This is a genomic window from Candidatus Villigracilis sp. (assembly GCF_057083605.1).
Genome location: NZ_JBXMTI010000033.1, coordinates 61582 through 82314, shown reverse-complemented (window position 1 = coordinate 82314; position 20733 = coordinate 61582). Strand labels below are relative to the sequence as shown.

23 protein-coding genes are annotated in these 20733 nt (G+C 45.7%); 11 read left to right on the top strand and 12 right to left on the bottom strand.

Features of this window, described 5'->3' with window-relative positions; all coding sequences use genetic code 11:
- The 4 genes from AC14M5_RS05440 to AC14M5_RS05425 form a co-directional block, all read right to left on the bottom strand.
- Nucleotides 1-511: hypothetical protein (locus AC14M5_RS05440; RefSeq protein ID WP_484028626.1), on the bottom strand; the 511-nt coding region annotated here is incomplete at its 3' end.
- Nucleotides 512-618: 107 nt separating this feature from the next.
- Nucleotides 619-1260, bottom strand: a complete 642-nt coding sequence (locus tag AC14M5_RS05435) for a hypothetical protein (RefSeq protein ID WP_484028625.1) — start codon at nucleotides 1258-1260, stop codon at nucleotides 619-621.
- A 42-nt stretch (nucleotides 1261-1302) separates the two neighbouring features.
- Nucleotides 1303-1764 (bottom strand): hypothetical protein, encoded by a 462-nt coding sequence (locus tag AC14M5_RS05430; protein WP_484028624.1) that lies wholly within the window; start codon nucleotides 1762-1764, stop codon nucleotides 1303-1305.
- 99 nt (nucleotides 1765-1863) lie between these two features.
- On the bottom strand, nucleotides 1864-2517 hold the full coding sequence (locus AC14M5_RS05425; RefSeq protein ID WP_484028623.1) for a LuxR C-terminal-related transcriptional regulator: 654 nt from the start codon (nucleotides 2515-2517) through the stop codon (nucleotides 1864-1866).
- Nucleotides 2518-2710: 193 nt separating this feature from the next.
- Between AC14M5_RS05425 and AC14M5_RS05420 the strand changes: the two genes are divergently transcribed.
- The 7 genes from AC14M5_RS05420 (at nucleotide 2711) to AC14M5_RS05390 (ending at nucleotide 9670) form a co-directional block, all read left to right on the top strand.
- Entirely contained in the window at nucleotides 2711-3187 is a 477-nt protein-coding gene (locus tag AC14M5_RS05420) for a methyltransferase family protein (protein ID WP_484028622.1), read from the top strand.
- A gap of 89 nt (nucleotides 3188-3276) precedes the next feature.
- Entirely contained in the window at nucleotides 3277-3939 is a 663-nt protein-coding gene (locus AC14M5_RS05415) for a dienelactone hydrolase family protein (protein WP_484028621.1), read from the top strand.
- Nucleotides 3940-4301: 362 nt separating this feature from the next.
- Nucleotides 4302-5672, top strand: coding sequence for an ArnT family glycosyltransferase (locus AC14M5_RS05410; protein ID WP_484028620.1), 1371 nt, complete (start codon nucleotides 4302-4304; stop codon nucleotides 5670-5672).
- A 156-nt stretch (nucleotides 5673-5828) separates the two neighbouring features.
- The gene (lpdA, locus tag AC14M5_RS05405; RefSeq protein ID WP_484028619.1) at nucleotides 5829-7229 is read left to right on the top strand and encodes a dihydrolipoyl dehydrogenase; all 1401 of its coding nucleotides are present in this window, start codon (nucleotides 5829-5831) and stop codon (nucleotides 7227-7229) included.
- Nucleotides 7230-7599: 370 nt separating this feature from the next.
- Nucleotides 7600-8403: an MBL fold metallo-hydrolase gene (locus AC14M5_RS05400; RefSeq protein ID WP_484028618.1), complete on the top strand. Its 804-nt coding sequence runs from the start codon at nucleotides 7600-7602 to the stop codon at nucleotides 8401-8403.
- 194 nt (nucleotides 8404-8597) lie between these two features.
- Entirely contained in the window at nucleotides 8598-9173 is a 576-nt protein-coding gene (locus tag AC14M5_RS05395) for a hypothetical protein (protein WP_484028617.1), read from the top strand.
- Between the two features lie 110 nt (nucleotides 9174-9283).
- The gene (locus AC14M5_RS05390; protein ID WP_484028616.1) at nucleotides 9284-9670 is read left to right on the top strand and encodes a nitroreductase family deazaflavin-dependent oxidoreductase; all 387 of its coding nucleotides are present in this window, start codon (nucleotides 9284-9286) and stop codon (nucleotides 9668-9670) included.
- Nucleotides 9671-9684: 14 nt separating this feature from the next.
- Here the strand turns inward: AC14M5_RS05390 and AC14M5_RS05385 are convergent, their stop codons facing one another.
- Both AC14M5_RS05385 and AC14M5_RS05380 read right to left on the bottom strand, forming a co-directional pair.
- Nucleotides 9685-10542: a hypothetical protein gene (locus tag AC14M5_RS05385; RefSeq protein ID WP_484028615.1), complete on the bottom strand. Its 858-nt coding sequence runs from the start codon at nucleotides 10540-10542 to the stop codon at nucleotides 9685-9687.
- 1 nt (nucleotide 10543) lies between these two features.
- Complete coding sequence (locus AC14M5_RS05380; RefSeq protein WP_484028614.1) at nucleotides 10544-11272, bottom strand: ImmA/IrrE family metallo-endopeptidase; 729 nt, start codon at nucleotides 11270-11272, stop codon at nucleotides 10544-10546.
- Nucleotides 11273-11568: 296 nt separating this feature from the next.
- Here AC14M5_RS05380 and AC14M5_RS05375 point away from each other — a divergent pair, with 296 nt between their 5' ends.
- From AC14M5_RS05375 to AC14M5_RS05360, 4 genes are all read left to right on the top strand, one after another.
- Entirely contained in the window at nucleotides 11569-12051 is a 483-nt protein-coding gene (locus AC14M5_RS05375) for a DUF3592 domain-containing protein (protein ID WP_484028613.1), read from the top strand.
- Nucleotides 12052-12067: 16 nt separating this feature from the next.
- On the top strand, nucleotides 12068-12553 hold the full coding sequence (locus AC14M5_RS05370; protein WP_484028612.1) for a YbaK/EbsC family protein: 486 nt from the start codon (nucleotides 12068-12070) through the stop codon (nucleotides 12551-12553).
- A gap of 171 nt (nucleotides 12554-12724) precedes the next feature.
- A complete protein-coding gene (locus AC14M5_RS05365; protein WP_484028611.1) occupies nucleotides 12725-13282 on the top strand; it encodes a DUF3592 domain-containing protein in 558 nt (185 codons plus the stop codon).
- Between the two features lie 24 nt (nucleotides 13283-13306).
- Nucleotides 13307-13771: a DUF3592 domain-containing protein gene (locus tag AC14M5_RS05360; RefSeq protein ID WP_484028610.1), complete on the top strand. Its 465-nt coding sequence runs from the start codon at nucleotides 13307-13309 to the stop codon at nucleotides 13769-13771.
- 85 nt (nucleotides 13772-13856) lie between these two features.
- Here the strand turns inward: AC14M5_RS05360 and AC14M5_RS05355 are convergent, their stop codons facing one another.
- From AC14M5_RS05355 to AC14M5_RS05330, 6 genes are all read right to left on the bottom strand, one after another.
- On the bottom strand, nucleotides 13857-15107 hold the full coding sequence (locus AC14M5_RS05355; protein ID WP_484028609.1) for an NAD(P)/FAD-dependent oxidoreductase: 1251 nt from the start codon (nucleotides 15105-15107) through the stop codon (nucleotides 13857-13859).
- 162 nt (nucleotides 15108-15269) lie between these two features.
- Entirely contained in the window at nucleotides 15270-16289 is a 1020-nt protein-coding gene (locus AC14M5_RS05350; RefSeq protein ID WP_484028608.1) for a prenyltransferase, read from the bottom strand.
- A gap of 152 nt (nucleotides 16290-16441) precedes the next feature.
- Nucleotides 16442-17641 carry a 6-phosphofructokinase gene (locus AC14M5_RS05345; RefSeq protein WP_484028607.1) on the bottom strand — a complete coding sequence of 400 codons (1200 nt, stop codon included), beginning with the start codon at nucleotides 17639-17641 and terminating at the stop codon, nucleotides 16442-16444.
- Between the two features lie 28 nt (nucleotides 17642-17669).
- Complete coding sequence (locus AC14M5_RS05340; protein ID WP_484028606.1) at nucleotides 17670-18683, bottom strand: SDR family oxidoreductase; 1014 nt, start codon at nucleotides 18681-18683, stop codon at nucleotides 17670-17672.
- Nucleotides 18683-19582: an EamA family transporter RarD gene (gene rarD / locus AC14M5_RS05335; RefSeq protein WP_484028605.1), complete on the bottom strand. Its 900-nt coding sequence runs from the start codon at nucleotides 19580-19582 to the stop codon at nucleotides 18683-18685. The genes AC14M5_RS05340 and rarD overlap by 1 nt, the downstream gene beginning before the upstream one ends.
- Nucleotides 19583-19880: 298 nt before the next feature.
- Nucleotides 19881-20711, bottom strand: a complete 831-nt coding sequence (locus tag AC14M5_RS05330; RefSeq protein ID WP_484028604.1) for a serine/threonine protein kinase — start codon at nucleotides 20709-20711, stop codon at nucleotides 19881-19883.
- Nucleotides 20712-20733: the final 22 nt, after the last annotated feature.

The following is a 20733-nucleotide window of genomic DNA, read 5'->3' as shown; positions in this document are numbered from 1 at the left end:
TCAGACATGTGCTCTTCCGATCTGAAACAGCTATAGACACATTTGCTTGTTGCAAGTCTGGGCGTTGATGATAAAAGTTATAAGTAGCAACAAAAGAATTGGTGTCTTTATTATGAATGCAAAACAGGGACAGTTTTTGCGTATCGCCAGTATCATTCACATAATTATCATAAACATAGCCTTGATCGTCAATGATTATCACCTCTCGAATAGGGCAAGGCAATGAATATTCTACTGGCGCGTCTATTCCATTGATACGAACCTCAAATGCCAATCTATACGAGTCAATATATGACCAAGTAATTGCAACTGTTATGCCATTCCTTGACTCTGTCACTATTAGATTGTCGAAAAGTTGTGTTGCTTCCACAACTTGATTAATCGGTGCTTCAGTTGAAATGTGTGGGATTAAAGTCACCACAGGATGATCGTCGCCCTCTTGTTGGTTCCAATTCGAACAGGCATATAAAGCTATTGAGATTAAAACAATTACAGGAATTTTCTTTAGCATAAAACACCTTGTAAGCGCAAGAAAAAGAAAACATTGCTTAATAACATTTCCTGCTATGTGAACTTCGTTCACATAGCAGGAAACATAAGAAAGACAATTATTATTTACTAGGGGACAGAATAAGTTAGCTCCCAAGGACCTTCAACCATATCTGTTAATGCATCGACAATTAACTGATTTGCTTGTTCATCTGTCATATCAGTCGGTTTATTGGAAATTGAGAAACCAACACCCTGCGATCCAATATTGCACGAAAATACAAAATCAGGATTTTCTACCTGCAACTCTTGTTGTGCCGCAGAACACATGTCTTCATTAAGAAACTCAGGCATACTTGTGTGAATATTTTCCACCACAACTTTAATCTGCCCGTCAGCGTGTGAAATCGCCACAGGAAAGCCAAATTTATAACAGCGATATTTACTTTTATAAGTGTCAGGGTTTTTAGCATTGACCAATTCAATTACATCTACTGCTACTCGTTTTTCACCAACCACTAAATAAGCATACGGAAACCAGTCTCCGTTATCTGGTAGATCAATACACATTGAGGATTCTGTTCTTGCGGAATGGTTAGTTAAAGAAATTAGAGAAACAGTTACTCCACTCCTTGAAACTCGGTTAATTGGATCTTGTTTTGTTATATCACGATTAGCAACAACGATAGTAGCTGTAACCAGAGCTAACGCTATGAACAGTGCTACCCCTGCAATGATTGTTGACAGCTTATTAATTATTTGAGATTTCATTTATTCCTCTTTCCTCAAAATTGATATGTGTTATTTGAACACTTAAGCGCACCCAAAGGCTGTTGTGGCATCATATGAGCCTCCAACTGGACCCTGCTTACCTCGCCCACAACGAACAAGTGAGCCATCATACATTGCAGTCCATATATAAACATATATGCTACTATTGTAGGATGTTATCAATGTAGTTTGATTGGATTGATATAATTCTGCCCGAAGTTTTCGAACGGCGCTCGGCGACTCGTTGGTGACGCGTGTCCAGTTTGAAATACAGGCTGGTGCATATCTTAGATCCATGCGAACAGTCCCTGATGCCGCAGAAGCCCATTTGGATACTGCTGTATATACTCCAGAAGAAGTTGCGCACCCCGAAGTGTTTGGGTCCACATAGTTACAACCACTCCCCGAGCATAACAAAGCAGGGGCAGCAATCGCTGAGTTAAAAGGCAGTAATAGGGCAGCGACTATGACCAGTATGATGGCCATCTTGGTATAATTTTTCATGCTATTATTCTCCTTGTATTTGGATTTTAATACTAGAAGAATAATATGTTCATTTCCTTAATTCGGCACTGGGAAAATTGCTAGTCTTTAACCTGGGAATTATTCAAGATTGTCAGACAAATATTTTAATGCCCAGATCGTGGCTTCCTGGCGGGATTTCAACTGTAATTTCATTAACAAGTTTGTTATATGAAAGCTTATTGTTTTAGGGCTGATTCCCATGGCAGCTGCAATAGACTTACTATCCATCCCTTTACCCAGCAATTTGAGTACTTCTTGTTCTCGATCCGTCAACTGCTTTATTTTTCTGTCTACATCTTCTCGCCATTGATTTGCTCTAGTTCGTTGTGTATTATCAAAAAGTACCTCCCCCTGTGCGGCACGCCTGATTACGTCAATCAGCCTTTCCGAAGTTACATCTTTACGCATGTAACCAGATACTCCCGCAGCCATCATACTTGCCAGATAAATATCGCGGTCATGCGAAGTCAAAACCAACGTAACGGTCTCTGGATAATTTTCGCGAACCCATTTTTCGAGTTGGGCAGGGCGCGGACCTGGCATCTTCAAATCAAGTAACAAAACATTTGGGCGAAGTTCGGCTACTAGTTCCTGCACTTGAAAGCCATTCTCCGCCTCGCCAATAATCTTCAGGTCATCGGCACTATCAAGTAGTTTGCGAATGCCAGCTCGCGCGAGCGGATGATCATCTGCTAAAAGCAGAGTAATATTCTTTTGAATATTTGTTGACAAGTTCTCAACCTTCTTTACTCTCTGGTTTATTGGGAGGATCATTGTTTTCCCTCCTCATTGAAAAATACTTTTCAATGAAATCATTTTACCCTTCCCGTCGATTCTTTGCAAATGATCCCGAAGCGCTTGCATAGTACAATATCCCCTCAAACAATTTCGGTAAATAATTTATAGATGAAATTGAGGAATAATTATGGCTGAAAAACAATTGGACCATCCGAATACCAATAAGAATGTTCATCCACCGATTGTGGCTTTGTTCTACATTGCTATCGCATATTTGCTTGGTTATTTTGTGCGCTTGCCCTTTGTTGTCCCCGCGGCGTTACGCAACATCGGCCTCGCGCTGACCTTCATCGGATTTCTGCTGGGGGTGGGCGCGTTTATTGAGTTTCGGAAGGCACGCACAACTCTTGATCCGCATGGCTCGGTCAGCAGTTTGGTGACAAATGGTATTTATCGTTATACGCGCAACCCGATTTATTTGGGATTCTTATTGATGGTGATCGGCCTGCCGTTGAATTCAGGCTTATACACAGGAATTGTGATCGCGCCGTTTTTCGTCAGCACCATGAATCGGCTGGTGATCGAGCAGGAAGAGGCCTATCTGGAGAAAAAATTCAAAGAGCAGTACGCAGGATACAGGTCAAGGGTGAGGCGCTGGTTGTGAATCCCAAGGCGATGAAAGTCGCCTTTTTATTTTGCCTCTTGATTTAGAACATTTGTTTTAGTAAAATGAACTCAACCAAGGAGAGTGTCATGTCAATCCAAAAATCTGAAATCCAATTGAACGTGAACGATAAAAAGGTCAACGCATATCTAGCGTCGCCAGTGAATGGTGGACCAGGCATTTTGGTTTTACATGCCTGGTGGGGGTTGAAGCCGTTCTTCAAACAGGTATGCGACCGCCTTGCTGAACAGGGTTTCGTTGCACTCGCGCCCGATCTTCGTAATGGACAGATCGCAAAGACTATTGATGAAGCCAAGTCATTGATGGAAAAAAGTGATGACCAATTTACAGGCGATACGGTGATGGCAGCGAAGGATCATCTGCTGGCGCTCACAAAGAATAAGATCGGTGTAATAGGCTTTTCAATGGGTGCCGCATGGTCACTTATTGTTGCGGCGCATGACCCCGGTAACATTGCCGCAACCGTTTTATTCTATGGCGCAGGAGAGGCAGATTTTTCCAAGGTCAAGTCGAAGATACTCGGCCATTTCTGTGAAGTGGATGAATGGGAATCGATTGATTTCGTCCGCGAGATGGAAGCAAATATGAAAGCCGCAAGCGTGAACATGACGCTTCATATCTACCCGAATGTTGCTCATTGGTTTGTTGAGTCTGACCGCCCCGAATACGATTCCGCTGCCGCGCAGTTGGCATGGGATCGGACGTTTGAGTTCTTGAAGAAAAATCTGTAAACCCAAACACAGGCTCTCCGCGCCGAGGACGGCGCGGGGAGCCATGCAATATTTATGAAATCCTAATTTCCTCCTGATGATGGAGGAAGTTTCTTTAATAGTACAATGGGCGGCGCAAGTTCATCTTCTAAATTTATGTTTCCTGCTGTGCTGTTATTGCCATATTTATCGAATCTTATTTTTTAAATTGGGAGTCATACAAAGTGAAGTTGTTACAAACAGCGAAAGTATTTGATGAAAAATGGGCAAGACTTTTTGAGGGAATTTGGCTCGCGGTTGTATTTTCTTTTAGTTCTTTCTTTTTGTTTTATAACGCTTTTCGATTCTCGCTTCCCCTGGGATATGGAGGTTTATATACATTAATGGCCGAAGGGGTAGCCGATCATAATTTTTGGCTGCCGAATACCGTCCCGTTCTATGGCCCCGGTGAAATCCCCTTTGCCTATCCTCCGCTGGCTTTTTATGTCATGGCGGTTTTCCTCAAGCTTGACGTATCGTATATCACTTATCTGAGGTTTGTTCCTCCTCTATTTAGCACGCTGGCACTTATTCCACTTTATCTTTTTTCAAAATCCCTGACGAAATCCAACATTGCAGCGGGCGTTGTAGTGGCCTTCTCGGCTGCTTCGCCCACGCTTTATATCATGCATACCTGGTCTGCTGGGATTGTACGTGCTCCAGCATTCTTCTTCATGCTCTGCGGATTTTTTGCGCTGTACAAGGCGCTCCAGGAAAAGAATGTTTATTGGGGGGCACTGACAGGTGTTTTATGGGGGTTGGTTGCGCTAACCCACTTGTTTTACGCCTTATTCTTTTCCATTTGGATTGCAAGCTGGACGTTGTTCCAGCTAAACCGTTCTCAGTGGAAAACGCTTCTTGCCGCAGCCGTAGCTGCGATTGCCACCACGACTCCATGGCTTGGCCTGATGTTTGTTCGCTACGGTGCAGATATATTTGCGAATGCCTTCACCAGCCATGACAATAATGCTTTTCTGGATGTCATTCTGAAACCCGCGTTACTTCTCCAGTCAATTGTTCTCAAAATAATCTACTTGAATCTTCCTTTGTTGGTCTATGTCGCCGCTGGGATCGGTCTCATCTATATGTTTGCGCTTCGTCAATACTCAATTCCCGTAGCTTTTCTTCTCTCATTGGTGTTCCTTACAGGCGAGGGTGATCGGTTCATTATCTTGTTTGTTGCGCTTATGTTGGGATACTTCAGCCTCATGATCGAAAAATGGCTTGCGGGGCGAGCATCTGTACAATGGATTCTCTATCTCCTCCTGATGCTCATGCTGGTTCAAACTGGGTATTCAGGCTTTCGAGAAATTCGCTCCATGGCACCTACTTTGAACAACAGTATGTTTGAGCTGGCTGAATATGTGCGGGAAAATACCCCTGCTGATGCAAAATATCTTTTTGTAACGGGGCAGGCAGAAGCTGAATGGTTTCCCTATCTTCTCAAGCGTGAACCATTTGCGTCCAAGTGGGGCAGCGAATGGCTGGGCACATATTACGAGCAGCGTGCTTTGCAAATGTCCATTAGCGCTTGCAGGGATGCACAGAGCGTGGACTGTTTAAGAGGATTGAATTTAAATATTTCAGATGATGATGTGTTAATTACAGGCAGGAAAGAGCGGGAGCTTTCAACCCAGCTTGAGTCTATGCCATCTTGTGCCAGATTGGGAATTTTTGGGCCATACATAATTTGGAGCGCTCAGTGTTTGAAGTAATATTGCTGCGCTTCTGAATTCAGCATTGTGATCCTCGTAGGTCACGTTTATAACGTGATTATTACCGTCATGCTGCAAGCGTGACCTAGATAGGCATCCTGAAAAACGTTAGGGGTATAATGCCCTTAACATTTTTTATTTTAGGAGAGTATTCCCATGGCAGAAAATTTTGATGTCGTTGTGATCGGTGCGGGGCCCGCAGGATATGTGGCCGCGATCCGTGCCGCGCAATTGAAACAGAAAGTGGCAATCGTGGACAAGCAATGGATGGGCGGCGTGTGTTTGAATATCGGCTGTATCCCCTCCAAGTCATTGCTCAAGAATGCAGAAGTAGCACATACCTTGCGCGAACGCGGCAAAGATTTCGGCTTCACATTCGATAACCTGAAACTGGATTACAGTGTGGCGGTCAAACGCTCGCGCCAGAATTCAGATCGCCTGACTAAAGGCGTTGGCTTCTTAATGAAGAAGAACAACATCGCAGTCTTTATGGGCGAAGCGAAGTTCAAAGCCAAAGACACAATCAACGTTACCGATAAAGATGGCAAAGCTACTGAACTCAAGGCAAAGAACATTATTGTTGCTACCGGTGCAAGCGCGATGGTCCCACCGGCGTGGAAAGTGGACGGTGAAAAAGTTGTTACCTATTGGGAAGCCATATTACAGGAAAAATTACCCAAGTCTGTAGTGGTGATCGGCTCTGGTGCAATCGGCGTGGAATTCTCCACCATCTGGGGCGCCTATGGCGTGGATGTGACCATCGTCGAAATGCTACCGCGCATTGTTCCGCTTGAAGATGAAGAAGTTTCCAAAGAACTCGATAAGGAATTCAAGAAGCGCAAGATCAACATTCTGGTGGGTCATAAAGTTGAATCTGTTGAAGCCACCAAGATGGGTGTTAAGGTAAAAGTGTCAGCGGAGGGAAAGGAAACGGTACTGGAAGCAGGCCAGGCCTTGGTCGCGATCGGTTTCCGTCCCAATTCCAAAGGACTTGGCCTTGAAGAAGTTGGTGTGAAGATCAACGAACGCGGTTTTGTCGAAGTCAATGAAAAGATGCAGACGAATGTGCCTGGCATTTGGGCGGTGGGTGATGTGACGGGCAAACTCATGCTCGCGCATGTCGGCTCGACGATGGGCATTGTCGCCGCCGAGCACATTGGTGGACATGAAACGATAACTCTCGATTATGAAATGATGCCGCGCGCTACGTACTCATATCCGCAGGTGGCGTCGTTTGGGCTCACCGAAGCGCAGGCGAAGGAACGCGGTCATGAGATCAAGATCGGGCGCTTCCCCTTCCAGCCGAACGGCAAGGCGCTTGGGCTTGGTGATTATGCGGGCTTTGTAAAGATCGTGGTGGATGCAAAATATGGCGAGATCCTGGGCGCGCATATGATCGGCCCCGAAGTGACCGAGTTACTGCCCGAGCTCACGCTTGCACGCATGATGGAACTCACGCCGCATGAGATCGCACGCAACGTCCATGCACACCCAACGCTTTCAGAAGCAATTATGGAAGCAGCGCATGGGGCGGACGGAAGCCCGATACATATTTAGACTTAGTCATATCATCCTGAGCCGCGAGCCTCAAACGTCGAGTTTGGCGAAGCATCACTACAATTATCTCAGAGACCCTTCGCACCGCTCAGTAAGTGTCCGAAAAGTAGGGACACAGCGAGTCGATTCATAATTTTGATCATTAAGCGTTTCGCTGTGTCCCTACAAACCCGTATCTAAAATTGAGTTTTCAGATACTCTCTCAGGGTGACATTTGGAAGAACTCGGAGGCCTTAAAGGCCTCCGAGTTCTTTTTAATTCTAATTTGTCTAGTCAACTTGAAATTTAAGCGGGAATGTGCTATTAACAATGTAATCAAATTCATATCATAAGGTCGGATTACATGCACCGTGAGCGAGTATCGGAGAACGTGTTTTGGTTCCAAAGTGAAGTATATGCCCAGGTAACAGCCGGTGTCATTGTAGGCCCGCAATGGGCAGTTGTGATTGATACTCTGGCCCTGCCGGAAGAGACCCTCGGAATGCGGGAGTTCATTGAGCATGAATTAGGGGTTCAGGTGCGCTACGTCATCAATACTCATTATCATGCAGACCACACCTGGGGCAATTGTTTTTTTCCAGGCGCAACGGTGATCGGCCATGCCAAATGCCGTGAATATTTGATTGAACAGGGCACACCTTCACTGGAAGGAGCCCGCAAGCAAAACCCTAACCTGCGACAGGTAAAAATCGTTCCACCTCACCTGACATTTGCTTCCGGTGAATTGGCCATGCGCGTCGGGAAGAAGAATCTCATCCTCTCCCAATCCTTTGGTCACAGCGACGATGGGATTTCAGTCCTGGTAGAAGAGGATCGCGTTCTCTTCGCAGGCGACGCCTTCATGGCACTGCCCTACATTGTGGATGGGGATGTGGACGATATGCTTGCATCCATCAAGCGGATCGGGCGCATGGGGCTGGAAAACATCATCCAGGGCCACGGCGATATTATTCTGCGCGGTGAAATAGATGCAGCCGTAAAGGAAAATACCAATTACTTGAATAGCATCAAAAAAGCGGTAAAATCGGCGGGCAAACGCAAGAATGTGGACGAATACCTGGAGGCCATCACCATTGAGGAATGCGGCAAAAGCCGTGTGTATCTGGGAGGCCTGGCAGAGACCCTGCATCGTCGTAACCTGAGAGCCTTGCACCGCCAGATGAATAGCGATTAATTTCTTGAAGTGTAAGTAAACAAGAGATGTTGCAGACTGAACGACTGAGCCTGCAACATCTCGAATTACGGGGGCAAATTCTTTGAAGAAAACCTTTGCTAAATAATCACACAGCCTGCCATCACAGAAGTGACATCAAATTGATCACTTTCGGAAATTTTTTGGACGGAAAAATTATCAAGTGAGAAGTACAAATGGCTAGTTATTACCCAACCACATCCATATACCCTCCATTCCAACAAGGCGGCCTGGATTCGCTTTGCGGTTTATACAGCATTATCAATGCGGAGCGATTTATCAATCGATCATCCGACGATGAGACGCAGCAACTATTCGATGATCTGGTCCATTACCTCTCCCGCCGCAGGATCCTGACCAAATTCCTGATCGGCGGAATTATCCACACCGAAATGCTGGTGATCTTGAACAAGGTAGTGGGCAAGAAGCGCATCTCGCATGTGCGCATCCCCTGGCGCGGCGTGCAAAACCCTGACCTCACAGTCTTCTGGAAATCGATGCAAAACTTTTTGGATGGGACTCCCGGGCGCGCCATTATCTTGGGCCTGCAGGGCTATCACGACCATTGGACAGTGATCGAAAGCATCACCAGCCGCTCCATTATGCTATATGACTCGTCCCGCATCAAACGCCTGCCGCGTTCACAATGTACAACCGTCTATGCCACCTGGAAGCGCAAACACCTGCTCCTGCCCGCACAGACCTATTTTCTTTCCAATGAAGTATTGGATATTAGTCAGTATGATTATTAAATTGTGTCAATTGGTGTCGCTCTGAGGGAGCGTACTTCGCGACCGAAGAGTCTCGTATTGTTGGGGAAGAGACCTTTCGCTAGCGCTCAGGGTGACACATTAGTGATCTTATGAAAAACGAAAACAACAATCTTTTAGAACTTCTCTCTCAACTTTCAAAAGAAGAATATTGCTACCTCACCACCAAGGGACGTAAAACGGGCAAACCTCATGAGATCGAGATTTGGTTTGGGTTGCATGGGAGCACACTTTACCTACTCTCCGGCGGCGATGAAGAGTCGGATTGGGTCAAGAATCTGCGTGCGAATCCAGAGGTAACAATTCGTATCGGGAAGTATATTTTCCCAGGCACAGCACGCATCGTTAAGAATATCGAGGAAGAATCAACCGCCCGCCCCATGTTAGCCGCCAAATATCAAGACTGGAAAGAGGGACAGAAACTTAGCGAATGGGCAAGGGATGCGCTGGTGGTGGGGATTGATGTTTCGATTTCATAAATTTTCATTCTGGTTCACTTACACCATTCTTTCTTTAGAATAATCTTTGAGCTTGATTTTGACAGAGACCAGTCTAGTGGATAAAACATTACATATGGCAATCCTTCCATAAGCTTCGGAAATTTTTCCGAGAACAAGCCTTCTTGCCAAACTGGCCTCGCGCTCATAATTGCGCTCATATGTTCTGAAGTATGGCGAATAACCTCCCTACTTTGATTTATGGTCATTCTCCTTTGAAAGAGATTATATGATGCATCTTTACCTGCATGAATATTTTCTATAGGGCCATTTCGATATGCCAGCACCGTCATTGTATTAGCAAGTGATCGATAAGGCTTTTGAGTCGCTTTTCGAAATCGCGCATCAGAAAAATCTCGAGTATCTTTCTTGTAAACTTCCAAAACCTTATAAATCCAAACAACTGTTTCCCAATTTGACTTTACTCTCTTCTGAGGCATAGGTAACCAATCATAAGCACGTTGAATAAAATCAAATGCTTCATCATAGTTCTTATGCATTTTTTCAAATAGCCTTGCCAGATTATGGGAAACCTCAATGTTAATTCTCATCATTTCATGTTGGCTAATCATGCTCACGGCGTTCAGTTTGGCTTTCGCATTCGGAGAAATGGGCTTGTTTTCATCGACCAGCACAGATAAATAGCTTCCCCACCGGTAACAAAGGGCAGTGGTTCCAATACCGAGAATCGACCCATTAACATCATATGACTTTTGCGGATGTTTCTCCAGCCACGTCCAAACTTGGTCAAACATAGTTTCTTCTGGGGGAATAACAATATACTCATCTTTCTTTTCTACTAAGTTGCCTGCATCAATCACAAAGCCTTCTGTGACTTGAATTGAGAGTTTCATGTTATTCTTCCAAAAATAACTCAGAAATATGCTTTGTGTTTTTACCCCTCACATCAATTACTAACCCAAGATCGCTTAAGCGTATCTCAACATTTGCCCTTGTTACTTTATATACTTCTTGTAAACCTTCAACAGTTTTTATAAAATCTCTAAAACTGTACCGTTGCTCATCAAGGTAAATCCGCCCTAAATTTCTATGAATCTCAAGAGATTCCTGTATCTCAATTAACGCTTTAATAAATGTTGCACGAGGTAGTATTAATGCGTTTGCAAATCTATTAGCTTGCCACTCAAGCCAATCACGCGGTGTTAATAATATTCTTTTACCCGTCACTAAATCATGTTCTGTATCTGAAATATCAACATTAGAATAATTTTCTCTTTTTATTAGCAGGTTTCTGTGCAACACCAAATGTCCAAACTCGTGCCCTAAGACAAACTTTTGACGAGGATCATTCTTAAGTGACTGATCTACTAATATTTTTCTCGGTTTAAAAAGAAATTTACCAAGGATCTTGTGTCCATGAGCATTATTCCCCAAATTCTGAGACAAATCGTAACTGAAATCATAACGGGTTGCAGTTTCATTTACAAATTGTAACAGTGGTGTTTCACCAGGAGCGTGAAGGGTATTTGGTGCAAAGAATTCTATAACCTCTTCAACTTTCTTCTCAATATCACTGCTTGAAAGTTGCGGAACTCCTTTTTCATCTATTCTAAATTCGCTCATGATTTCTCCATCTATTTCCCAAACTAATGATCGCAATATAGCACATACGTTCAGAAATCACAAGAGGAAAATATAAAATCGCCCCTACTTTTAGGTGACTTTCCTTTTTCAATCTCTTAATTAAAATCCAGTTGATAAAATCCCTATATAACGATCAAGCAGCAAAGTATGGACATCATGCCGCAAACCTTCCACTAGGATTGTCTCAGGAAGATAAAAAGAATTTCAGTGATTTCTAAATGGCCCTTCGGAGCTAAACTCCCGAAAAGTACTGAACATAATTTTAGTGGTGCGCAATGTCAGTCAAAAATCCAAATAAAGTTGAAAAAGCTGCAAATACGTTCGACAAAGTCTATCGGGGATGCGGATGGTTGTTGATCAATCTGTTCGTCCTGGGTTTTTTGTGCTGGGGACTATATGCCAGTTTCGTCAGCTATCGTGTGGAGGCCAATGGTGAGACCGTCGAAGGCAGTGTGGTCGCGCTCGATCATTTTGACAGTGGTACCTACTCGGCTGTGGTTGAATTTGAAGTGAACGGGCAGACATATTCCTTCGAAGATGATACAGCATCCAGCCCTCCCAAGTATGAGATCGGAGAGACTGTTCTTGTCCGCTATGATCGCACCAACCCAAATCTGGCTCAAATCGACGATGAAACTTTTCCGCTTTGGCTATTCCCTTCCTGTTCAGTGGCAGGTTTGATCGTGGCCCTGATCATTGTCAATATCTGGGGTTGGCGTGCCTGGAAACGCGGCGAGGAAATGATCGATCTCATATGATTTCCATAAACCCATTATGAACAATATCCACGAACAACTACGCACCCTGCTTGATAAAGAAAACGTCATCTATCGCGTCATCGAACATGAGGCCGAGGGCCGCACCGAATTCATCACAAAAATTCGGGGCAACAAATTAGAACAGGCCATTAAATCGATGGTGGTGCAGGTGCGTATGACGCGCAAAGAGAATCGCTATTATCTTGCCAACATCCCAGGCAATTGCCGCGTGGACTTGAACGCCATCAAAGCCTATTTCAATGCCGACAGCATAGGCATGGCGCAGCGTGAAAAAGCTGAGATGCTCACAGGTTGTGTCATGGGTTCCATCCCGCCATTTTCCTTCAACGACCAGCTGGGTCTTATCGCAGACCCAGCCATTAAAGAGAACGAAGAAGTTGCATTCAATGCAGGCAGTCTTGAAAAGTCCATCTTCATGAAAATGGAGGATTACTTCCGCATCGCAAATCCGCTGGTGGTGAAGATCGCGCTCCGTGGATAGTTCATTCCTTGAATAGGATGATTGGGTGAGTGTATATCGGCACGAAAATATATAAACTTGAAAAATATTTGACATAGTGTCGCATAATTTACTAAACCAGAGTTGTGATATTTACTCGCAATTTCCATCAAGAAGTTTACTTATTTATGAGACAAGCGATAGAGGTGACCTGTGAGTAACTTTGACGAGAATTTGGATAAAGCTGTTGAAAACTACGAAAAGACATTTGATAAAGCCGCGAACGCTCTCGAAAAAGTGGGCCGCGGCGCAACTCGTGTGTATATTGGCTGTATAACCATATTGGCAAATCTATTTTTAGGGGCCTTCTGCCTGTGGGGAGCCTACGCAGCCAGCGTCAACTGGACATTACGAACAGCGGGTGAAGTCACCGCGGGCACCGTCACCCGCCTCGAAGAAAGCCTGACAGATAACGGAGTATGCTGTGTGTACAGCCCAGTGGTTGAATTCAATGCCAATGGCCAGACATATTCATTTGAAAATAACAACGCTTCCGATTCAGCGGATTATAAGATCGGCAATCAAGTCCAGGTACGCTATGACCCGGCAGACCCCAACACCGCGCAAATTGATAATGAACTTGAAAACTGGCTGTTTCCTATTATCATTATTCCAGCCATGATCTTCACTGCATTATTGGTCAACTTTTGGGCGATCCGCGCCTGGAAACGGGGTGAGATCGAACCAGATCAATCGATGGCACTGCATTAAAAATCTAATCTTTAGAGGTGAAACATGCAATCAGCAGATCAAGCTTTTCCAACTGGCGGCAAGATCAAAAGCCCTCGTAAATTAGGGGGCGCTTTTGTGCTTTTTCCGATCAGCGCCGTCATCTTATTGGTGGTCAGTGTCTGGTATACATATTCAAGTTACATCTTTTTCAGCCAGGGCATCGAGGTGGAAGGCACTGTTGTTCGTCTCGAATCCTCGCATTCTTCAGAAGGCGGCACAACGTATTCACCTGTCTTTAGCTACACAGTGGATGGAAAACAGTATGAGTATGAAAGCGTCAACTCTTCCAGCCCGCCCACGCATGAGGTCGGTGAAGTCACCACCCTGCTTTATAACCCGGACAACCCAGAGAAAGCACGAGAAAATAGTTTTTGGGAACTCTGGCTTTTGCCCTGTATCATGTGTCCCATTTCATTTGTGATGCTGATCCTGTCCATTGCGATACCGTGGATTGTGCGCCGCACTTAACTTTTCATAGGATTAATAAAGCAGGCACTCGCTTCATTCCTGACCGAGTGCCTGCTTCCATCCATTGACCTTTCCCTACGCTGATTCATTCCTTCGTGATCAATCGCACCTGATTATCATAGAAAAAATAATCCCATGCCCAGTTGAACATCACGATCAGGCGATTGCGGAAACCGATGATGCGATAAATATGCAGGAAGACCCAGATCACCCAGGCAATGAATCCGCTGAACGAAATGCCGAAGATGCGGGCAACAGCGGCATTGCGTCCAACCGTGGCGAGCAGACCGGGGTCTTTGTAACCAAAAGGCAGCGCTTCTTTCCCATCGATCAATCTGCGAATATTTTTTGCGGTAGCCTTTCCCTCCTGAATGGCAACCGTGGAGAGCATCGGTAAAGGCTGGCCGTTTTTGTCGAGCAGGAAAGCGGCGTCACCGATGACGAATGCGTCAGGAAACTGAGGCAGTTGCAGGCTTGGGGTGACGCGCACACGTCCCATGCTGGCTTGTTCCACACCCAACGAGTCTATGATCTCCGCAGCCTTCGCGCCAGCAGTCCAGATCAATGTTTGAGTCTCGATATGTGAACCATTTGCGAGCATCACACGCTGGCCGTTGTATCCCTGCATTTTTGTATTCAAACGGACATCCACTTTTTTGTTTTGTAAAAGTTTGAGCGTGGCATTGCGTAACTCATCAGGATAAGCGCTGATGAGATTAGGAGCCGCTTCCAACAAGATAACACGTGCGTCGTTGAGATCCAGATTTGGATAATCTTTTTTCATCACGTGCGTGATAAGCTCACTCAGTGCGCCCGCTGTTTCAACACCAGTGGGGCCACCGCCCACGATCACAAAAGTAAGCATGGCTTTACGTTTTTCTACATCGGCTTCACGGCTGGCACCCTCAAACATGGAAAGCAAATGGTTGCGCGTTTTTACAGCAGTATCAATATCTTTCAGTTGCAGGCTGCCTTGTTCAAGCGCATCCAGCCCGAAGAAATTTGTGCGCGCTCCCGCTGAGATGATAAGATAATCATAGGCAATGACCGAGCCGTTGAGTTTGATAAACTTTTCGGCGAAATCAACAGATGAGACCTCGCCCATTTGGAAGGTGAGGTTTTTTTGTTTGCGAAAGAGAGTGCGCACAGGTTGGGCAATTTGCGAGGGCAGCAAACCCGCGATGGCAACTTGATATAACAGAGGCTGGAAGAGGTGATGGTTGTTTTTGTCAATCAGCGTGATGCGGACGGGGGCATTGGCAAGTCCGCGGGCGGTTTCAAGCCCCGCAAACCCTGCACCGATGATGACAATATGTGGAGTTTTGATTGCGTTCATGGTGACCTCATTTATAGGTTTTGTTTGTGAAATTCATCACCATAATTATAACCATATTTATCTTATTTGTAAAGATTTTCACAATATGTGATGGTCTCCCCCATTAAAAAAACAAACACCGAATAATTGGTATTATTCGGTGTTTGTTTAAAATTCAAAAACTTATCGCCAGAAGTTTTGTGTGAATGGAAGTATTCGGAGGACGATATCCAGCAGTAAGCCGATCATGAACAACATGCCAAATTTTCGGTTATTGAAAAAAGCATACCCGACGAAGTAAAGCGGCCAGCCAGGTTGTCCTTCAGGTTTGGTTTCAGGCTTGGGTTTCAAAAATAGAGGATACACCCGCAGGAAATTCGGGATGGCAAATAAAATAATCGCCATGACCGGGGTGAAGAATCTGGTCGAGATCAAATATAAAGTTAAAAAATATGGGATGACCATCATCGCCAACACAGTGAAGCGCGAGGCCTTCTCGCCGATCACAACTGGCAGGGTGTGGATTCGTTTATCTTTGTCCTTCTCAAGCTTATCGATGTGTTTGCCAAATATGACTGTGGTCACACCCAGCGCATAGGGGAGACAGGCAAGGACGACATTCCAATTCCACTGATGGGCCAGCACATAATAGCCACCGCCAATCATCAAGGGCCCCCATACTAACAAAACGGCTATTTCGCCAAGAGCAATGTATTTGAGAGGCCAGGTATAGAACAGGACAAAGAACGCGCCCGAAGCGAGCAGCATCCAAATGACCGGGTCATTGGAGTTGACAAAGATCAGATACAGGCCTGCCGCGAGAGCAAGCAGCCCTGTAACTGCAAAATATGTCAGGTGCTGACGCTTGGTCATCAATCCATTGGCAATCGGTTGAGTCCCGTAGATATTGCGATAGTAATTGTCCTTGTCCACGCCACGCACAAAATCGGTGTAATCGTTGAAGATGTTATTGCTGGCATGTGCCATGATAAGACCAAAGACAAGCGCAAGCCAGGGACCAAAACTGAATGCCCCGTCACGCCAGGCGAACAAGCCCGCCAAAGCCGCAGAAATAAAGGTCATAACGAGGACAGCAGCGCGAGTGGAGATCAACCACTTGGAGATCACATCCAGGCGATCCCATTCATCCTTTGAAACATCGGGGATGACGTTTAACGCCTTCTTCCACATTGCAAAATTCATTTTGACGCTCCTTGATAATTTTCGTGATTATAACCAATTCACTTCAATCCATAACAAGATAATTGTCATCTTATTTGGCGCAATTGCTCACTGAATGATTTTGATGGGAATCCACTCTCAAAGCCCCCTTTAAGCCCTCGAAGTGCCTGAAATTACAACTCGCTCGTCATGATGAACAGCGGCTTCATCTCAAAATTCTCATATTTTGGACGATAGCGGTTGGTATCATAAAAACGGCTTACATCCACAAGTTTTTTGGTTGAAGTCACAATATCCAAAGGCATATTGTCATAACGGCCATTCTTCAATACCACCAGCCTGCCATGGATGCCGCCCAGCACAAGGTCGAGCGCCAGGTTACCAAATGCCATCGGGACGATTGAGTCAATTGCGTCCGGGTCGCCGCCGCGCACCATATAACCAAGTTTTTGGTTGATCACATCAACCATTTTGCCTTTGCTGTATTTCGGAGAGATTTCTTTGATGCGTTCTGAAACCAGGTCACCGATGCCTCCCAATTTTGCGTGACCGTACGCATCAGTGGAGCGGTCTTTAAATACCATTTCACCGCCTTCATACATGGCTCCCTCTGAAATAAGCAATACAGAATAATGGCTGGGGTTGGCATCACGGTCTTTGATCAACAATTCGGTCAGATGCTCAATATTAAATTTATACTCCGGGATAACACAGCGGTTTGCAGCCCCCGCCATAGTGGGCAACATGGCGGTAAAGCCTGCATAGCGCCCAAACACTTCAAGCACCATAAAGCGTTCATGTGAGCCAGCAATGGTGCGCAGGCTGTTGGTTAATGAAATGGTGCGGGTGACACAGGTGCTAAAGCCAATGCAATAATCTGTGCCTGGCACGTCGTTATCCATGGTCTTTGGAATGGCAACAACTTTAAACCCCTCCTGATATAACCGAACTCCATAACTGAGCGTATCGTCACCACCGATGGGGATCATGTAATCTATGCCCAGAAAATCAAGATTCTTCAGCACTTCCTGGGTCAGGTCATTTTTCTCTTCAGCATATTTATCCTGCAAATGTTCAGGGACGGCTTCCTTTCTAACCTTTCCTGGATTTGTACGCGAGGTATGCAGGAAGGTGCCGCCTGTTCGGCCAGCGCGGTTAACGATCTCTTCCGTCAGAATTTGAAAATTATTGCTATTGTCTACATTCTTATCACGGATAATATCCACCAGCCCGCCCCAACCGCGGCGAATCCCCACTACTTTGTAACCTTCCCTCAAAGCGCGGATCGTTACCGCCCGAATAGCGGGGTTCAACCCCGGCACATCCCCGCCCCCGGTCAAAATTCCAATCACACCTTTTGCATTGTTAGCCATACGAACCTCACAAACTATTTTTTAACCATTATACATTCACCCATGCCTTCTCGTACGCGTTAATGATCGTATCCCACTTTGCATTGGCTTCATGGTCAATCGTCTGAAATTCGGGATGCGCCTCGAACCATGCCAGCGAACGGCGGATGCCCTCGGCCCATTTGACTTCACAGTTGTATTCAGGCACAAAGCGTTTGATCTTGCTATTGTCAAAAACCACACTGTTGGATTTATCGCCGATTAAACTTCCGAGGGCATGTTCATCAAACCTGGCAATAAAATCAGAGGGGATGTGAATCACGTTCGGTGTCTGACCGAGAGCCTGATATGCTTCGAGATAGATTTGATCCCAACTGAGAACTTCATCTGATGTAATTTGAAAAGCCTCGCCAATGGCTTTTTTACTCCCAAGCAGGCCGATCAAGCCTTTGGCAAAGTCTGCATTCCACGTCAGAACCCATAGGGATGTACCATCGCCTGGGACAATCACAGGCTTCCCTTGCTTCATACGGTCAACCAATGTCCACGGATGCAGCCAGCTCCCCACACAAAATGGGATTTGCGATGGGCCATAAGTATGCGAAGGGCGGATGATTGTGATAGGAAATCCGTTTTGACGATATTCATTCATCAACTTTTCTTCGCAGGCGATCTTATTGCGTGAATATTCCCAGTATGGGTTCTCCAGTGGCGTCTCTTCGGTAATGAGGTAATTTTTCACTGGCTTTTGGTAAGTACTAGCGGATGAGATAAATACGAATTGATCTGTCTTATCACGGAAGAGGGAAAGGTCACGCTCGATGTCTTGAGGAGTAAATGCGATGAAATCCACAACTGCGTCGAAACGATGACCAGCTAACAGCTCGGAAAGATGCGATGTATCAGCGTAGATATCGGCTTGTAGAACAGTCGCATTTTTAGGCGCAGGGTATTTGGCTGAAGAGGAGCGATTCAAAAGAAAAAGTTCGTGTCCGCGTTCCACAGCCAGATCGGAACAGGCAGAACTGATGAGCCCTGTGCCACCGACGAACAGTAATTTCATTATCCCTCCCCAAGTTCTGCGATGGGTTCCACGGGCATGCGATGGGCGACAAAATTTTCAACCCAGAAAACGATGAGCGCAATCCAAACGATACCGAAGCCGATGAGGTGAGATTGGTCGAAGGGCTCCTTGTACATAAAAATGCCGATCAGGAATTGCAAAGTGGGCGCGATATATTGAAGAATGCCCACCATGCTCAGCGGAATTTGTTTGGCAGCGGAGGCAAACATGAGCAATGGAATCGTAGTGACGATGCCCGCGCCCGCGAGGAACAGATCCACTTGTGCGCCTTCGTGCAGAAATGCGCCCGTGCCATTCACTTGAACGAAGGCAAGATAGATCAGCGCAATCGGAAAGACAATGGCGGTTTCAAGTGTGAGGCCGTAAAGCGAACCCAGCGGCGCAAGTTTTTTGACGAGGCCATAAATGCCAAATGAAAATGCAAGCGATAACGCGATCCACGGCAGGCGGCCATAGACATAGGTTAGATACACAACGCCAATGGCCGCGATAATAACTGGCAACCATTGTGTAAGGCGCAGCCTTTCACGCAAAAAGATGACGCCCATTAACACGCTCAATAGCGGATTGATAAAGTAACCAAGGCTGGTCTCGACTATAAAGCCTGCGTTCACGCCCCATACATAAATAAGCCAGTTGATGGAAAGAAGCACACCTGCAACTGCATACATAGCAATTGTTTTGGGCTTGAATGCCGCCGCGCGAAAATCCTGCCATTGTTTGGTGGCGAGGATAAAAATGATCAGCACAATGAAAGACCAGCCAATACGATGCCCAATAACTTGCAGGGCAGGAACTTCATGTAAAAACTTCCAGTAGATGGGAAAGAATCCCCATAACACATACGCGCCGATACCGTACAAAATTCCTTTTTTCATTTTTCTCCTTGAAAAATCAACCGTCTCAAACACAAAGGCCCGAAGGGAAAAGCCAAGAAAAATGCATACTCTTTGTTTGATATGGATAGGCCTCTGACATGTATATCCATATCAAACGGGTGTTTTGAACCGCCGAGACGCAGAGCGCGCGGAGATCTTAAGAGGTTTTCTCTGCGTACTTCGCGACTCTGCGGTGAATCTTGAAGAGGCAGCAACCTGGATTCTTTTTGTTTTCGCAAAGAAAAAGACCACGTTACCCTTGGCAACGAGGTCTTTGATGAGTATGGGAGTTGGGTTCTTACAGTTTTCTCAAATACCACTTGCCTGAAACCACTTCGTTCACATCGCGGGCAAAATCACCAGCAGTGAGATAACGCTCATTTGGGTCTTTTGCCATTGCCTTTCCCACCACCTCCTGCCACACAGCGGGGATATTGGCCTTAACCTGCCGAATATCGGGGATGGGCAAATCCACATGGGCATTGATCAATGCAGTGGTCGAGTCACTGGAAAAAGGAAGCTGGCCTGTGAGCAAACGATATAACACCACGCCCAAGGCATAGACATCAGAGCGGCCATCCACGCGGCTCCCTTTGACCTGTTCAGGACTCATATAAGCTGGTGTGCCCACCAGCCATTCGCCTTCATCGTCAGAGATCGGTTTGGATTTTGCAATGCCAAAATCTGATAGGAAGGCTTCGCCCGTTGAATCAAACAGGATGTTGGATGGCTTCACATCACGATGGATAATATTCCTTGCATGAGCGGCATCCAACGCTTCGGACACACGCTTGAGAATGTGCGCCATTTCTGTGAGTTTGATCTCCGCTTCTTGTAGCCGATCATCCAAACTACCCCCAGACATGTAACGCATGACGATGTAAGGCTGTTCGCCATGCCAGCCGAAATCATAGACGGGCACAATCGCAGGATGTTCAAGTGCAGCGATCACTTCCGCTTCACGCTGGAAGAATTCGCGATAGACCTCATCCAAGGTGCGGCTGTACATCAAAACTTTGACGACAACCTGGCGTTGAATATAAGGGTCACGCGCCAAAAAAATGACACCCATGCCGCCCTGCGTCAATTCGGTTTCGATCTCATAACGTCCAATTTTGGATATGTTCATCTTCACTCAACAGTATTTGGAA

What these genes read in the sequence shown, in the direction of transcription:
- AC14M5_RS05370 (WP_484028612.1), top strand. Translation starts at nt 12,068, where the DNA reads ATGAACAATATCCACGAACAACTACGCACCCTGCTTGATAAAGAAAAC.
- AC14M5_RS05420 (WP_484028622.1), top strand. Translation starts at nt 2,711, where the DNA reads ATGGCTGAAAAACAATTGGACCATCCGAATACCAATAAGAATGTTCAT.
- AC14M5_RS05430 (WP_484028624.1), bottom strand. Translation starts at nt 1,764, where the DNA reads ATGAAAAATTATACCAAGATGGCCATCATACTGGTCATAGTCGCTGCC.
- AC14M5_RS05415 (WP_484028621.1), top strand. Translation starts at nt 3,277, where the DNA reads ATGTCAATCCAAAAATCTGAAATCCAATTGAACGTGAACGATAAAAAG.
- AC14M5_RS05340 (WP_484028606.1), bottom strand. Translation starts at nt 18,683, where the DNA reads ATGAAATTACTGTTCGTCGGTGGCACAGGGCTCATCAGTTCTGCCTGT.
- AC14M5_RS05395 (WP_484028617.1), top strand. Translation starts at nt 8,598, where the DNA reads ATGGCTAGTTATTACCCAACCACATCCATATACCCTCCATTCCAACAA.
- AC14M5_RS05360 (WP_484028610.1), top strand. Translation starts at nt 13,307, where the DNA reads ATGCAATCAGCAGATCAAGCTTTTCCAACTGGCGGCAAGATCAAAAGC.
- AC14M5_RS05330 (WP_484028604.1), bottom strand. Translation starts at nt 20,711, where the DNA reads ATGAACATATCCAAAATTGGACGTTATGAGATCGAAACCGAATTGACG.
- AC14M5_RS05410 (WP_484028620.1), top strand. Translation starts at nt 4,302, where the DNA reads ATGGCCGAAGGGGTAGCCGATCATAATTTTTGGCTGCCGAATACCGTC.
- lpdA (WP_484028619.1), top strand. Translation starts at nt 5,829, where the DNA reads ATGGCAGAAAATTTTGATGTCGTTGTGATCGGTGCGGGGCCCGCAGGA.
- AC14M5_RS05355 (WP_484028609.1), bottom strand. Translation starts at nt 15,107, where the DNA reads ATGAACGCAATCAAAACTCCACATATTGTCATCATCGGTGCAGGGTTT.
- AC14M5_RS05380 (WP_484028614.1), bottom strand. Translation starts at nt 11,272, where the DNA reads ATGAGCGAATTTAGAATAGATGAAAAAGGAGTTCCGCAACTTTCAAGC.
- AC14M5_RS05390 (WP_484028616.1), top strand. Translation starts at nt 9,284, where the DNA reads ATGAAAAACGAAAACAACAATCTTTTAGAACTTCTCTCTCAACTTTCA.
- AC14M5_RS05435 (WP_484028625.1), bottom strand. Translation starts at nt 1,260, where the DNA reads ATGAAATCTCAAATAATTAATAAGCTGTCAACAATCATTGCAGGGGTA.
- rarD (WP_484028605.1), bottom strand. Translation starts at nt 19,582, where the DNA reads ATGAAAAAAGGAATTTTGTACGGTATCGGCGCGTATGTGTTATGGGGA.
- AC14M5_RS05345 (WP_484028607.1), bottom strand. Translation starts at nt 17,641, where the DNA reads ATGGCTAACAATGCAAAAGGTGTGATTGGAATTTTGACCGGGGGCGGG.
- AC14M5_RS05350 (WP_484028608.1), bottom strand. Translation starts at nt 16,289, where the DNA reads ATGAATTTTGCAATGTGGAAGAAGGCGTTAAACGTCATCCCCGATGTT.
- AC14M5_RS05385 (WP_484028615.1), bottom strand. Translation starts at nt 10,542, where the DNA reads ATGAAACTCTCAATTCAAGTCACAGAAGGCTTTGTGATTGATGCAGGC.
- AC14M5_RS05375 (WP_484028613.1), top strand. Translation starts at nt 11,569, where the DNA reads ATGTCAGTCAAAAATCCAAATAAAGTTGAAAAAGCTGCAAATACGTTC.